Annotated in this window: 12 protein-coding genes; 9 read left to right on the plus strand and 3 right to left on the minus strand. The window is 71.2% G+C overall.

Features of this window, described 5'->3' with window-relative positions:
* Positions 1 to 264: 264 nt before the first annotated feature.
* From ACFYVL_RS31640 to ACFYVL_RS31660, 5 genes are all read left to right on the plus strand, one after another.
* Positions 265 to 999, plus strand: a complete 735-nt coding sequence (locus ACFYVL_RS31640) for a hypothetical protein (protein WP_389250935.1) — start codon at positions 265 to 267, stop codon at positions 997 to 999.
* 163 nt (positions 1,000 to 1,162) lie between these two features.
* On the plus strand, positions 1,163 to 1,570 hold the full coding sequence (locus ACFYVL_RS31645; RefSeq protein ID WP_389250937.1) for a hypothetical protein: 408 nt from the start codon (positions 1,163 to 1,165) through the stop codon (positions 1,568 to 1,570).
* Positions 1,571 to 1,857: 287 nt separating this feature from the next.
* A complete protein-coding gene (locus ACFYVL_RS31650; protein WP_389250939.1) occupies positions 1,858 to 2,298 on the plus strand; it encodes a hypothetical protein in 441 nt (146 codons plus the stop codon).
* 171 nt (positions 2,299 to 2,469) lie between these two features.
* The gene (locus tag ACFYVL_RS31655) at positions 2,470 to 3,042 is read left to right on the plus strand and encodes a transcriptional regulator (RefSeq protein ID WP_389250941.1); all 573 of its coding nucleotides are present in this window, start codon (positions 2,470 to 2,472) and stop codon (positions 3,040 to 3,042) included.
* A gap of 1,103 nt (positions 3,043 to 4,145) precedes the next feature.
* Positions 4,146 to 4,568, plus strand: coding sequence for a sigma-70 family RNA polymerase sigma factor (locus ACFYVL_RS31660; RefSeq protein ID WP_389250943.1), 423 nt, complete (start codon positions 4,146 to 4,148; stop codon positions 4,566 to 4,568).
* Between the two features lie 332 nt (positions 4,569 to 4,900).
* Here the strand turns inward: ACFYVL_RS31660 and ACFYVL_RS31665 are convergent, their stop codons facing one another.
* Positions 4,901 to 5,104 (minus strand): hypothetical protein, encoded by a 204-nt coding sequence (locus ACFYVL_RS31665; protein WP_389250945.1) that lies wholly within the window; start codon positions 5,102 to 5,104, stop codon positions 4,901 to 4,903.
* Positions 5,105 to 6,580: 1,476 nt separating this feature from the next.
* Here ACFYVL_RS31665 and ACFYVL_RS31670 point away from each other — a divergent pair.
* A complete protein-coding gene (locus ACFYVL_RS31670) occupies positions 6,581 to 7,165 on the plus strand; it encodes a GAF and ANTAR domain-containing protein (protein WP_389250947.1) in 585 nt (194 codons plus the stop codon).
* A gap of 87 nt (positions 7,166 to 7,252) precedes the next feature.
* On the opposite strand, the gene ACFYVL_RS31675 is transcribed toward ACFYVL_RS31670, so the two are convergent.
* On the minus strand, positions 7,253 to 7,597 hold the full coding sequence (locus ACFYVL_RS31675; RefSeq protein ID WP_389250949.1) for an STAS domain-containing protein: 345 nt from the start codon (positions 7,595 to 7,597) through the stop codon (positions 7,253 to 7,255).
* A gap of 261 nt (positions 7,598 to 7,858) precedes the next feature.
* Entirely contained in the window at positions 7,859 to 8,131 is a 273-nt protein-coding gene (locus ACFYVL_RS31680) for a hypothetical protein (RefSeq protein WP_389250950.1), read from the minus strand.
* A gap of 1,136 nt (positions 8,132 to 9,267) precedes the next feature.
* Between ACFYVL_RS31680 and ACFYVL_RS31685 the strand changes: the two genes are divergently transcribed.
* The 3 genes from ACFYVL_RS31685 (at position 9,268) to ACFYVL_RS31695 (ending at position 12,586) form a co-directional block, all read left to right on the plus strand.
* Positions 9,268 to 9,408, plus strand: a complete 141-nt coding sequence (locus ACFYVL_RS31685) for a hypothetical protein (RefSeq protein WP_389250952.1) — start codon at positions 9,268 to 9,270, stop codon at positions 9,406 to 9,408.
* A gap of 554 nt (positions 9,409 to 9,962) precedes the next feature.
* On the plus strand, positions 9,963 to 10,187 hold the full coding sequence (locus tag ACFYVL_RS31690) for a hypothetical protein (protein WP_389250954.1): 225 nt from the start codon (positions 9,963 to 9,965) through the stop codon (positions 10,185 to 10,187).
* The gene (locus tag ACFYVL_RS31695) at positions 10,184 to 12,586 is read left to right on the plus strand and encodes a substrate-binding domain-containing protein (RefSeq protein WP_389250955.1); all 2,403 of its coding nucleotides are present in this window, start codon (positions 10,184 to 10,186) and stop codon (positions 12,584 to 12,586) included. Before ACFYVL_RS31690 ends, ACFYVL_RS31695 begins: the two co-directional genes overlap by 4 nt.
* The last annotated feature ends 257 nt before the right edge of the window (positions 12,587 to 12,843 follow it).

A 12,843-nucleotide genomic window follows, 5' to 3' on the forward strand; every position in this document is an offset into this window, starting at 1 on the left:
TGCGGCTCATCCCTCGGTAGTGGAGTAGTGGAGTAGTGGAGTGGAGGGGTCTGGCCGGAGCACCTGCTACGTGGACGGTCTTCTCCCGGCGCTGGCGGGGCTGGACCGGGGCGTATGCGAACCCCGGCGTACAAGCTGCCCTGGTTCCCGTATGTCGAACAGGGGCCCGCAGGACGGGCCAGTTGCGGGCAAGGCCACCCGCGACAGCGCGGTGGGGGAGGGACCGCCGCGTTCCTTGCAGCGAACGCCCACCGACCACCGCCGATGTTCGAGGATCGGCTGAACCAGTGGTGCCGTGCCGCGGGCAAGGCGATCCGCGCCCGGGTGAGCCCCAGGGTGGACACCAGGCTCGCGGCTATTGATGTCGCCGCGGTCGTGTTCACGGTGCGCGAATCCTTCGCCCGCCGCCACGTCCTGGCCGAAGCCCGCCGCCACCTGATGGAGACCCTGCGCGGCCGCGCGTTCCCGCCCGGCCTGGACAACTACATCGCCGACGCAGCCCTCTACCGCCACGCCCGCCAGACCACCGAGCCCCAAGAGGGGCGCCCTGCCCCGACTGCGGACCGGCTCGTCTACACCGCCGGCTTTGCCCTGCCGCACCGGTGGTGGATCGCCGCCGCCGACGGGAAACCGCCGCGGGAGTCGAGCCTGTACGAACGCGCCCAAGTCGCCAGCCTCGCCCTGCAGAACGCGATCCGCGACGCCCGGATCCGCCACGACCACCCCGACCGGGACACCGCCCTCGCCCCGGCCCAGCAGGCGGCGATGCCGCAGGAGTATCCGCAGGGCCGTACGACGGATCCGGCGACGTGGCTGCGCAGTCCGAAGAACATGGCCCGGCTCGGCGCCCTCACCCGGGCCTCCGAAGCCCGCCGCCGTGACATCGAGGACCGGGAAGCCCCGGCGCCCGCCCCCACCGCCGACCGGGGTGACCCGCACCGCCAGGAGCACGAGCTGCCCCGGCAGCCCCACCCCGGCCACGGGCCCGGTGTCGCGTGACAGGGAACTTGGACCGTTTGCCATCGAAGTTGGACCACCACTCGATGCGTGACAGCGAAGCCGGACGGGGAGCTGAGAGGTCAGCGCAGCCTACGAGGTCGAGGAGTGTGCTGAGGAAACCCGCGCTTGACCTCAACCGGGGTTGAGGGGCGAGTGTCGAGGCATGACTACTCACGACTCGTCGAGTCTCCTCTTCCGAAACACCATGCGCATCACCGAAGGTCACTTGGAGGCCTTCCGTGACGTCATCAGCAGGGCAGTCACGTTCGCGCAGGAGCACGGTCCTCAGCTGATGGTGGAGACCTTCGTGGACGAGGAGCGGATGCTCGCCCACAGCTTCCAGCTCTACCAGGACTCCGACGCGGTCCGCCTCCACTGGAAGCTGGCGGATCCGTACATCCAAGAGGTGATGAAGCACTGCCAGGTGGAACGCTTCGAGGTGTTCGGCGCGCCGGACGCCGACGTGGTGGCAGGCGTCCGTTCGGCTCTCGGCGAGCAGTGCATGTTGACGTTCAATCCGCGCATCGCCGGCTTCGTCCGCTTCGCCACCGGGCACCACGCACAGCTCTAGCCTCCTCATGCCCGGCACCAGCGGTCCAACTTCGATGGCAAACGGTCCAGCATCGCTGTCAGAGGACACCCGGCCTCCAGCCCTGACACGGCACGGCACTGCTCTGCTCCGGTGTCACGCCCGGCTGTCACGCTCGGGTGTCACGGTGACAGCACAGGGGGCTGACCTGCGGATACGTGGTGGTTTCCTTGCCGGGCTGTCAGCGTGACACCCAGGGCTGGTACCGCAGAGCCGGGCTCTCGGGCCGGTGGATTCTGTCCACAGGCAGGGCGTCAGATCCTCGGGTCATGAAGACGAAAGCACCGGGCCGTGCCCGGAAGAAGAAGGACCGCCAGGGGTGCGCCGTGGTGTGCAGGGCCCACGACGACTGGCTCACCGAGGACGAACGCGCCCTGCTCCTGGAGGAGTTCCCCACTGGCCTGCCGGCGCAGGTGCGCCTCATCCTGGACAAGGACGAGAGGGAGTGGAACGTGTCCCGTCTCGCCTCGTTGGTGAACCTGATGCCGCTCACGGTCCGCCTTCTCCTCCGGGGGTGGCGGCTGCCGGTCGGGTCGGGACCACGCCGCGCGATACGGCGCTGGGTTGTGGACCTGGTGTGCCCCGGGTGCATCGCCTTCCGCCAGCGCGAGCGGGACGAGCAGCAGGCCGCGGCCGGCCGGCGGGCCCGCCGTGCGCAACTGCGCGCACGCCACCGGGCCCTGGAAGCGGCCCGTTGGCGGCAGGAGTGAGAGCGCCCGGGGCCCGGAGTCCGGCGGCGGCCATGCCGAAGCCCGGCACGGAGAAGGGCGATGCAGCCGGCTGTGCAAGCCGTCGTGGCTAGATGCAAGATCGGCTTGTCAGTGCTGTCTGGCAGGCTTCACTCACCGGCACGCAGGACCGGCAGAGGACTGGGGGAGTAAGTGCCGCAGAAGAACAAGAACTTTGGGTTGTTCGGTGCCAGCGGTATCAAGGGCGGCGACGCCCTCGCCCGCCAGCTCGACCGCCTCGCCGGAGGTATTGCCACTCCGGTCACTTCCCGGCGCGGGTGGAGCGCCCGGCTGAACTATCTCACCCGCACCGCCCATGCCCGCCAGGCTGCCCGCGACGCCGGGCTGACTGTCACCGACCGCACCCTCAAGGCCTGGCAGAGCGGCAGGCAGACCCCGTCGCGGGCGAGTCTGGAGAAGATCGAGCGCGCCTATACGCAGGTGCGCCGCCAGAACGTGGCCGCCCATCTCCTCAAGCGTCTGAACCGGGAGGGGCGCGGGACTCGGATGGAGATACACCCGCTCAACCAGTCCCGCGTCGACCAGCAGCTCACCCGCGTCGTGGAGTTCCGCACGATGAACGTCCGCCGCTGGGACAGCATCGTCGCCTCCTGGGCTTCGGGCGACATCCAGGGCCTGGATGCGGCGTGGGACGACACCATTACCGATCTCGGCTCGAACTGGGGGCAGTACGAGTTCGTCACCACCGTCGGCTTCGCCGCATAGCCCCAGGGCCCGCAGGGTGCAGGGCCCGCGCCCTCGGGGGGACCGGAGGTGTGCGGGCCCTGCTGCCATGTGCGCATAGCGGTGTGCGCGTGGGGCCGCCCGCAGCCGGCCGGTCCCCATGGCCTTTCTGCGGAGCGTCCCGCCCCGGCACCCACCTGTCGATCCCCCGGACGAGTGAGGCCTGCCCCGTTCCGTCCGGCGGAACCGCGGGCAGCCGGCCGACCGGTGGGAGGGTGGAATCCAGAAGGCCCCCGGGTGTGCACGCGACCGGGGGCCTTCTCATGGAGTCGGTGCTCTGGGGGCACCGCCCGGTTCAACGACCGCCCCGCAGCACGAGTCACGGCCGCGGGCTCGGGTCCGCGGATCCGAAGTGACCGTGCCCGCCGCCCGGGTTCGCGCGGAACGTGGTGCCACCGGCCCGGCAAGCCCTGCCAGCCCCAGGCTTGCCCACCGGCGCTGACCTCACAGGCGGCAACCCAAGTTGCCGACAACCGGCGGTTGCCGCCCGCCCGCGCGTCGGCGGCGCCGTCCGTTGCACGGCTAAGGGGTCGGGGGCCTCGCCGTGCGCCGCCCTCGCGCACACGGGGCCAGGCCGCGGGCGCTCCGGCCCGTACACCCCCTTTGGAGGGAAGTAGTCGGCGCGCCGCCGCCACGCAAGAACCTGCTGTGAACTGGGGTTTTCGTGCCGCCCGCGCGGGGGGCTCCGCGACCCGGGGCGCGACGTGGAGTGCGACGTGGAGTGCGACCTGTGGAACCGGCCGGGGGTTGCACTGGGAGGGGGCTGCACAGGGGGCTGCACCGGGGGAATCAGCGGCGGATCGGAGGTCGCACCGCAGGTAGGCACCCCCCAAACCGGACATGGCCCGTTGTGCCTGGTCAGGGCATGTCGGGGGCCACCCTGTGGTGCGGACACCTCTTCTCGCGGAGCCGGGAGAGGTCCAGATGCGGGTGCGGGCGGGGTGGGCGGAGCGGCCCGGCGGTACGTCGGCGCTCATCCTCTTCTGTGCCGTCACCGCCCCCGGGAGCACACCGGCGCGAGCGCTGCGGCGCGCCGTCGGCCGGTGGCTCGGGCAGCGGGCTGTGTCCCTCGTTTGTATGGGGGGATGTATTGGGGGATTGGGGGATCGGAACGGTGTTTCCCCGAACTCGCGACCCAGGCGGGCCTCACCACTGACGAGGCCCGCGACGGCCTGGAAGCACAGCATGCCTTCGCCTCCCTGTCCCTGGACCGGCCCACCACCGACAACGGCACCGACTACGCGCTGAAGGACACCCTGGAGGCCACGGACACCGGATACGCCCTGGCGGTGGACCGGGAGGCGGTGAAGCCGCTGCTGCGGGCGCTGCCCGCGCGGGAGAAGACGATCCTGTACCTGCGCTACTTCGACGACATGACGCAGGCGGAGATCGCCCGGAAAGTGGGCCTGTCCCAGATGCATGTGTCGCGGATCCTGTCGCGCACCTGTACCCGTATCCGCCAGCAGGCCCTGCTCACCGGCGGACGCCAACCCGCCCGCGCGGCATGAGCGCTGCCGCTGCCCGCCCGGGTGTGCTCGCGCGTATGACCGAGGGCCGGAGGAGGGTGTCCGGCGCATCTGCGGGCCCGGCCGCTTTCTGGGCGCGGGCTTGGGCGTTCGTGCCGGGTTTGGGTTTCCGCTTGCGGGCAACTCGGGGTGCCAGGCCCTCTCTGAGGCTCTGGCGCATGGTTCGTGTGGGGCTTTCCCGCGCCCGGGAACCGGTGGCAGGGCGTGCGCCCTGCAGGCCCGTGGCGACCGGTCGCGCGGGGCGCACACGCCTCCGGCGGGAGCCCAGTGGTGCGCCCGAGTACCACTGCTTGCACCCCGTGACAACTCACTGTTCACGCGGGCGGCTGTCTTCCGGGCTCGGGGGGTGGTTCGGGCAGGTGGCCGTCGGGGGCGGGGAGTTCGCCCTGGCCTTCGGACCAGTGGTTGACCCATCCGCACAGGGTGCAGGCGTAGCGGCCGTTGAGCCCGTCGATGTCGGCATGGCAGCGCGGGCACACGCTGTGGGTGATCTCCGGGGGCACGGGTTCCGGCTGCATGTGCGCCTTTTTCTCTGTCCGGCCGGACCGCACGCTGGCGTTTGCGAGGGAGGCGGGCTTCGAGCGCGGATCCCTTGACGTGGTGTGCCCGGGTCCGGGCGCACCACGTCAAAAGGTCCCGGGCCCTGTGCGGTTCGGCGGTGGTGGCCGACCGTATGGGGGTGTCGTTCTGGCGGCGGGTGCGGGAGTGCCCGGCGGGGTAGGCAGGGCACGGGGCGGGATGCTGGGTCGTCGGCTGCGGCGCCCCGCCGGCCCGGGTGGTGGGGGAGAGTCTGCTCCCGTGTCCGGGCGTTGGGAGGGAGGAACGCGCGCATCGCGGGTCGGGGGTGGGTGTGCCGTGGTGCGGCGGGTGATCTGGCGGCGCAGTTCCTGGTGCAGGGCGGGGTCGAGGCGGAGGGTGTGGGCCCAGGAAACGGTCTGCTGTAAGGCGGTGCGCACCGAGATCTCGCGCAGCATGCCCCCTGCCTCGTCGACGAGCGGTATCCGCGTGGTCGCGGCGAGTACGCCGATGGCCTGGTCGACGAGGCGGTGCGTGGTGATCGCCTGCCCGAGGTCGGCGGCTTCTTCCTCCGGGGCCCGGACGTGGCCCGGGGTTCCTTCCTGCTCTCCCGGGCCGGGCGGGTGCACATGACTGGTTGCCTCCACAGGATGGCCGAGTGTCTGCGGACCTTTGTGAAGCCGCCTGTCCCCAACCACAGTGCCTGCACGCTTATTAGTTCACTGCCCAGGAGCGTGGGGCGCGGGCGGCGGGAACCGGCCAGAGGGGGCCTGGCCCTTCCCGGCCCGGGCCGCCCGGTGGTTGTCTACCAGTGCCGGGAGCGCCGCGGCTGCAGGTGTTCTCCCGGCCGGCCCTCGCGCGGGGTTGCGGAGCTTTTCCCGCCGCCGCAGCCCCTTTGCGGGGGTGCGCGGGGCCGCCTTCCTGGGGTATGCCCTGCGCCCGGCCGCCGTCCAACGCGGACATGACGGCGGCCGGCACCGCCACCTGTCCTCGGTGGGTGCGTGCCAGAGGGGGTGCCCGGTCGCGGGCCTGAACCCGGCCGCGGGGTGCCGGGGCCAAGACCATCCGCAAACCGCCCTGCCGCCGCGGTCGTCGCACGGGGCAGGCCGCGTCGGCGAGTTCGCCGAAGACATCGTGGTGGGGGTACAGCACGCGCCGGTCCACGTCGGCGGTGGCCGCCGGCCAGGGGGCCCGGGCATGTGGTGGAGGATCGTTCCGCCACGGACTGGATTGCCACATGCGTGTCTGTCGCACGGTATTTCGATGCACACTGAAAGGGCGTGAGTGCCCGGCCCGGACCCCGCCGGAGCAAGTCCTGTGAGCGGACTCCCCGGGGGCTGGAAGTGAGTGAGCGGTTGCATGTGGCGGCGTACCTCCTGGCCGAGGCAGCGTGTGAGCCTGACCCGTACCGTCTGCCCGTCCGTATCGTGCATGCCCTGCGGATGGGGATGCGTGCGGAGGGTGCTGCGGTCACCCTGATGCCGCACACGGCCACGGCGCAGCTGTTGTGCGCCTCCGACGACACCGCTCTGCGTCTGGAGGAGCTGCAGTTCGAGGTGGGCCGCGGTCCCGGGATCGCGTGCGCGGCCGACGGACAGCCGGTGGTCGTCGGCGACTGCCGGCAGGTTGACCCTCGGTGGCCGGTTTTCAGCACGGTTGTGGGGGAGCAGTTGCCGCAGGTGCGCGCCCTGCGGGCCTTCCCCGTGGTGCGCGGCTGTGAAGTACTCGGCTGCGTGCTGCTCTACCGCACGTGCCTGTGGCCCGCCCGGCCCGGGGAGGTGGAGCAGGGGAGGCTGGCGGCCCGGGCGGTGGCCCGCCTCCTGGAGGACATGGACAGTGCCCTGCGGGCCGAGGACCCGAGTCGTTTGTGGGATCCGCGCCGGATGATCGACGCGCACTGGGGCAGCACCCACCGGGCCGCCGGGATGCTCGCGGAACACCTCGGCCTGCCGGTGTCCGATGCCCTGCTGCTGATACGGGCCCGCGCGTTGAGCACCAACACCCCCCTGCCACGACTGGCCGACACCATTGCCCGGGACCCGGCAGGCTGGGACGAGGGCTGAGAGCCGCCACGGCCTGGGGGCCCCAAGCCCGCGTCGCCCGGTGGTCACCGTCCGCGCGCTCGCGTGGGCGGGCGGGGTGGTGGGGTTTCAGGCGGTTGCTGTGCGTGCGTCGTCGAGGGTGGGGTGGAGGTTGAGGACCTGGTCGGTGCCGGTGACCTCCAGGAGGCGCCGGAGGAGGTGGCCGGGTGCGGCGAGGTGCAGGGCGGTGGCCTGGTGGGTGGCGAGGAAGAGGCTGAGGGCGGTGGAGTCGGCGAAGGTGACCGCCTCCAGGTCCAGGATGACCGGTGTGCCGGTGACGGCGGCGAGGGTGAGGGCATGTGTCAGGGGTGGCAGGGAGGCGAGGTCGAGTTCGCCCCGCGCGGTGATGATCTGCCGCCCCTGGGCGTCGTACTGGCCGGTGAACGAGGCGAGGGGGCTGCTGTGGTCGGGCACGGTGACTCCACGGCGGGCGGGGGCGCGGGCATACGGCGACCACCGTCTGGGAAACCAGGGCCCCCGGCCGGGCACTGCGACGATACTTGCCGTGCGGCAACAGTTGCCGTCCGGGCCGTGCCCTGCCCCGAACCTTCACCCCACATCCGATTCACCCAGGCCCACCAGCCCCTTCCGCCCACGGCCACCCGCGGGCCGACGGCCACAGCAACAGTGGCGAGCAGGAGCGGCCCGGGCTGCTGCCCCGCGGTACCGTCGAGATCACCGACCGCCGGCGCTGCGGCAACGGCAGGCCCGGGCACCGTGTTCCAGCACACTGGTGAGTGCCGCGACGGCCGACTCCTGCTCGACCAGAGCCGCCAGCAGGACTGACTCCGCGCGCAGGGCGTCTCGGCGCGCCCGGTGTCGTGCCGCCTCGGCCTGGGCGGCGGCGGCGTGGGTGGCGCGGTAGCGTTCCTGGGCTGCTCGCACAGCGTCTTCGGTGTTCTTGCAGCGTGCGGTGGCCGTGTGCAGGGCCTCATCGTTTGCGGGCATGCCCACACAACGCTTCTTCCTGCGCGGTGATGCGATGCAGGTTCCGTAGGCGGCACCTTGTCGTGCGCAACGCCGCACCTGCAGTGGCCCTGGGCAGCGCCGATAGATTTCAAACGGGTGCGGCAGCTCCTCTTTCGAGTGGGGTGGAGCACAGCTGTCCCCTTTGGTACCTGGTCTTGATCCACCTATGATTCTGCGCCCGGGAAGCGGGGAGAGGCGGAAATGTCCATGAGTTCGGTGTGCTGGTGCCCGGCCGGAACGGGCCTGTCAGCCGAGTTCGCCGGTCAGTGGGCGGTACGTTTTGTAGGCGGGTTTGGGGCGGTAGTCGCTGGTGATGAGGCCGAGGCGGGGCGGTCGCCTCGGGGCGCGCCGAGTCGGCGTCGTGCAGGGCGAAGAGTTCCGTCTGGGTAGAGGCCCAGGCCCACGTCGGGGTGGGGGTGCGACAGGTCAACGGGACAGGGCGGCAGTTGCCCGTTCGGGTGATGGGCGGGGTCCTGGTATCGCGGGAGGATCCGCGTGTGTGGGGGGACGGTTGTTGAGCGCGGCCGCTACCGCGCGCCCCGTCGACCGGGGCGCACTCCCACGCATGGCAGAGCCCGTGGACGAGTTCCCCCTGGCCGGGCTCTGCCGCTGCTGTTGTGCCGCCCGCCCCCGGGTGGGCGGCCGGGGTCCCTCGCAGGGGTGATGGACGGGGTCCGCGGCCCGCAGGACGATGCGCAGAAAGCGTGTGGGGGCCGGTCATGTGAACGCGGCCGGTCCCGCGCGTGCCCTGTCCGCCGGGGCGCGCACGGCCGGGGAGCTTGTCGGCGGAGAGGACCGTCTCCGCCGACGGGCTCCTGTGTGTGCCTGCCCAGGGAGCCCGCTCGTACCGGCCGGTGCCGGAAAGGGTCCGAAAGGGGCGGGCGGGGGCACGCACGAGAGGTTCATCCCCGTGTGTGATGGACGGTGGCCGGAGTCCGCAGGACGATGCGCACAAGCCGTGTGTGGGGGCGGGCCGTTGGGGAGCCGGCCGGGCGTGCGCCTTGTTCGTCGGTCGGGGCGCGCACCACACACCGGCGGGGCCCGGCGAGACCCACCACCTCCGCCGGGCTCCGCACCGACGGTGCGGTCAGGGTTCTGCGGGGGAGGTGTGGGGGGTGCTGCTGACCGCCCTCGTCATCGGCCTCGTCACCGGAGGCCTCACCTTCCTGACAGGCGTTCCGGCAGCAGCCGCCGTCCTCGCCGGAATGACCAGTACGGGAGCCAGCATCCCTGTTCTGCGCACTCTCATCCGGTGACCATCCCCGGCCACCCCGCCGTACTCAGTCATACAAATCCTGTGAGGTCACTCAGAACCAGGGTTGGGAGTGACGAGAGGCGGGGCCGGCCCTCCGTTGCAGCGGGGGGCCGGCCCTGTGAGGTGCGGTGTCCGGACCAGTGGACCTCCGCTGGCCCCGGCCGACGGGGCGGGGCGTTGGTCCCAGTGTGGTTGATCCGGGGCAGTCGTGGTTGTGCGGCCTGTTGCGGATTGCGGTGCAACACCTGCGCACCTGTTGCGACCCGCAGTGTTGTGTCTTCCTGCGAGATGGCGCCGGGCCGGGAGCCGCGCCCGGCCGCAGAGGCTGTTGCTCCGGGGCGGGGATGGTGATGCGTCCAGCGGGCGGGCGCGGTGTCCGTGAGGTGAGAGTTGCGGGACCCACCGTGCAACCCCAAACGCTGGTGACGCGGCGGGGAGTTGAGGAAAGCTGAGGGCAAGTCAGCCGCTGGAGGCGCGGGTTGGGATTGCAGTCCCGGTCCGCGGAGGCACCGGGCGGCGGACGATCCAAGTGTCCGGACCAGAAGGAGCACCACGATGATCCTCACTCCTTACCGCAGGCGCCTCTGTCCGCCTGTGCCGTTGCCGCCCGTCGGACGGCTGACCATCCTCGTCGTGGTCTACGCCGTGGTGATCACCCTGGTGCTCGCGGGCTACAGCGCCGCTACGGTTCTGGCCGTCGTCTCGGGCGGGGTACTGGCTGCCACGCACGTGGCCGGTTACCTCTTCACCGCGCCGCTCACTTCTGCGGGTCTCCGGTGAGCGGGGAGCACCCTTCGGGCGCACCCCGTCCGGGCGGGCCCGGGAGCCCCCGCCCCCTCGACCCGCGCCACAGCCCAGCGCAGGCGTTCGCCTGGGCGCTGGTGAGGCTGCGAGAGGAGCAGATGGTCACGCAGAAGGGACTGGCGGACGCCCTCAGCCTCGACAAGAGCGCCGTCTCCCGGATGACCGAGGGCAAGAACCTGCCCGATGAGCAGCGCGTGAGGAAGTACGCCGAGCGTTGCGGCGCCGACCAGGAGCAGTGGGCGCGCCTGCGCAGGCTCGCCTCGGAAGCGATGTCCGCTCCCGCGGGCGATGCCGCACGCAAGGACCGGGAGACGTTCGCGCAGGCCCTGGTGGAACGCTGTGCCGCAGATCTCTCCGGCCTCAGCACCGTGCTGGGTGACGCGCAGTCACTGGCGTCAGCCTGGGCCGGCACCGGCAGTCCCTCCAGCTTGCCCACGGGGGCGGGTACCAGCAGCACGCCCGGCCCCGCCGCAGGGGCGGGGACGGATGCGGGCACGCCCGGGGCACCAGCTGCCGGGGCAGGTGCGGCTGCCGGGGAGACAGCGAGGAATACCGACCCCCTTGGGCACAGCCGCAAGGGACAGCGCAGGACGCTTCTCCTCTCCGGTGCACTGGTCGTGCTGGCGGCAGCCGTGAGCATCCCTCTCTCGTGCGAAGGCAACGGCGAGAAGCAGCCCGGCACTGCGTCCGGACTGGACTCCTGCCGCCAGCCCGCCCAGACGCTGCAAGTCGTCTCCTCGACCGACAAGTCCGCCGTCCTCGCCGACCTGGCGCACCGGTACGGAGCGCGTTCCAGCGGCGGCCAGTGCGTCAAGATCGAGGTCAGCAGCGTCGACTCGGGCACTGCGATGAAGGCGCTGGTCCGGGGCTGGGACACCCGCACGGACGGGCCGCGCCCGGATGTATGGACACCGGCTTCCACGGTATGGCTGGCGATCGCCCGCCAGCGAGCAGCAGGCAAAGACACCCTCGCCCTGCTGCCGCAGAGTGCGGGCGCCTCCCTCGCTTCCAGCCCTCTGACCGTCGCCATGCCCCGGCCGGCCGCCGTCAAGCTCGGCTGGCCCAGCAAGAAACTCAGCTGGGCAGACCTGGCCAACCTTGCCTCGAAGCCCGGATTCAAGCTGGGGAAGACGAACCCGGAGACGTCCACCTCCGGCCTGAACGCCACCATCGCTGCCTTCTACACCCAGACCGGCACGACGGGCGAACTCGTCCCCAGCGACCTCACCAACAAGAACAACCAGAACAAGGTCCGCACCATCGAGAAGGCAGCCGTCCACTACGGCGAAACCACGCTGACCTTCCTGGCCAACCTTCGCCGCTACGACGACGCCGGCCAGGCAGCCTCGTACATCGACGCGATAACCATGGAGGAGAACAGCGTCGTCGCCTACAACGAGGGCTACCCCTGCGGGAGCCGCTCCGCAGAACCCGGCTGCGCCAAGAAGGCCCCGCCCCGCACCAAACTCGTCGCCTTCTACCCCACCAACGACAGCGGCGTCGGCACGATCTACAGCGACCACCCCTACACCAAGCTGAACGGACTCACTGATGCCAAGCAGGGCGTCGCCGACGACTTCGCCCGCTTCCTGGCCTCCCAGACCGCCCAGGACAGCTTCACCGACCTCGGCTTCCGCACGCCCTCCAACGAACCCACCAAGAAAATCACCTCCGACAACGGGGCACGGCCCGACGCCCCTCTGCCCCAGCCCCTCCAGGCTCCTCCGGCCGGCGTGCTGGACAAGGTCCTGGAGGTCTGGCGGCAACTGCGCAAGCCCGCCAACGTCCTGATCCTCATGGACACCTCGGGATCCATGGGCTCCAACGCCGAGGACCGGAAACCCATCACGGGAGAGCCCAGCAAACTCGACCTCGTCAAACAGGCCCGCGGCCCGCTGCTGGACGGCTTCAGCGAGCAAGACCGGGTCGGACTGTGGCACTTCTCCGCCACCCACGTGGCCGACGCCGACCCCGCACCCATGGGCGCGAGGCAACCCGACGGGTCCACCCAGCGCGCTCGTCTCCAGGCCCAGGTCGCCCGGCTGAGCCCTGACGCAGCCACCGCCCTGTACAGCACCATCAACAAGGCGGTGCAGAACCTCCGCGACCACTACGACGCCGACGCCATCAACGCAGTCGTCGTCCTGACCGACGGAAAGAACGAGACCAAGGGAGGACCCGAACTCGAAGAGCTCAAGAGGATCATCGGCGACCCGGACAAACCGCCCATCCGCGTCTTCACCATCGCCTACGGAACCAATGCCGGCGCCTCGGAGCTGAAGCAGATCGCCGAAGCCACCAACGCCCGCGCCTACCGCGCCAGCGACCCCAACACCATCCCCAACGTTCTCACCAACGTCATCTCGAACTTCTGACACTCAGCGGACGCGGCGTCCGACCTACCTCCTCCGACGGCGGCGCCGGAGCACTCCGGCGCGCCGGGCGGCACTCCCAGCGCCAGGACGAGGACCGCGGCGCCCGTCCGCGCTCCGGCCCCGCGCCCGGGACCGGCGCGGAGGCGGGGCCAAGTCCCCTATGCAGTCCCCTTCACAGTCCCCTACGAGGGGTTCCCGGCCTCTCCGACTGTTTTCGCAGGTCAGCCCCCGTGGTCAGTGCGCCGGGAAACCCGGAC

The organism is Streptomyces sp. NPDC004111 (assembly GCF_042874215.1).
GTDB lineage: Bacteria > Actinomycetota > Actinomycetes > Streptomycetales > Streptomycetaceae > Streptomyces.

Bases quoted from the DNA above. Each gene is read 5' to 3' on its own strand.
- ACFYVL_RS31640 (WP_389250935.1), top strand. From the start codon at position 265: ATGTTCGAGGATCGGCTGAACCAGTGGTGCCGTGCCGCGGGCAAGGCG.
- ACFYVL_RS31645 (WP_389250937.1), top strand. From the start codon at position 1,163: ATGACTACTCACGACTCGTCGAGTCTCCTCTTCCGAAACACCATGCGC.
- ACFYVL_RS31650 (WP_389250939.1), top strand. From the start codon at position 1,858: ATGAAGACGAAAGCACCGGGCCGTGCCCGGAAGAAGAAGGACCGCCAG.
- ACFYVL_RS31660 (WP_389250943.1), top strand. From the start codon at position 4,146: ATGTATTGGGGGATTGGGGGATCGGAACGGTGTTTCCCCGAACTCGCG.
- ACFYVL_RS31665 (WP_389250945.1), bottom strand. From the start codon at position 5,104: ATGCAGCCGGAACCCGTGCCCCCGGAGATCACCCACAGCGTGTGCCCG.
- ACFYVL_RS31670 (WP_389250947.1), top strand. From the start codon at position 6,581: ATGCCGCACACGGCCACGGCGCAGCTGTTGTGCGCCTCCGACGACACC.
- ACFYVL_RS31680 (WP_389250950.1), bottom strand. From the start codon at position 8,131: ATGCCCGCAAACGATGAGGCCCTGCACACGGCCACCGCACGCTGCAAG.
- ACFYVL_RS31690 (WP_389250954.1), top strand. From the start codon at position 9,963: ATGATCCTCACTCCTTACCGCAGGCGCCTCTGTCCGCCTGTGCCGTTG.